This is a genomic window from Alkalicoccus luteus, from assembly GCF_012034335.1.
Classification (GTDB): Bacteria; Bacillota; Bacilli; order Bacillales; family Salisediminibacteriaceae; genus Alkalicoccus; species Alkalicoccus luteus_A.
Map to the genome: position 1 here is coordinate 1 of NZ_JAATHJ010000086.1, position 409 is coordinate 409.

Here is a 409-nt window from a genome sequence, read left to right on the forward strand (position 1 = left end):
ACGCGAGCAAATATGACGGAAAGTACCTCATCCGCACGTCGGATGATACCTTGTCGATCGAAGACGTGGCGCTTGGTTACAAGCAGCTGTTGGAAGTGGAGGACGCGTTTCGCACCTTAAAAACCACGTTACAACTGCGTCCCATGTATCATCGGCTCGAAGAGCGGATTCGCGCCCATGTGGTGATCAGCTGGCTGGCCCTGTTGCTTGTCCGTATTGCCGAGTTGCAGACCGGAGAAACCTGGACCCAGATTCGCAAGGAAATGAATCGGCTCCATGTTGGACATTTTTCTACAAAAGATGGAGACCTGTTTCAGTGTACGGAAGTGACCCAGAAACAGCGGCGAACCTTTGGGGCGCTAGGGTTGAAGCCTCCTCCCAATATCCTCGATCTCCAGGCGAATTCCTA

At 52.8% G+C, this 409-nt stretch carries 1 protein-coding gene; it reads left to right on the top strand.

The window, feature by feature from the left end; all coding sequences use genetic code 11:
* A partial coding sequence (locus HCN83_RS18040) for an IS1634 family transposase (protein ID WP_425483643.1) occupies positions 1-409 on the top strand: 409 nt, incomplete at both ends.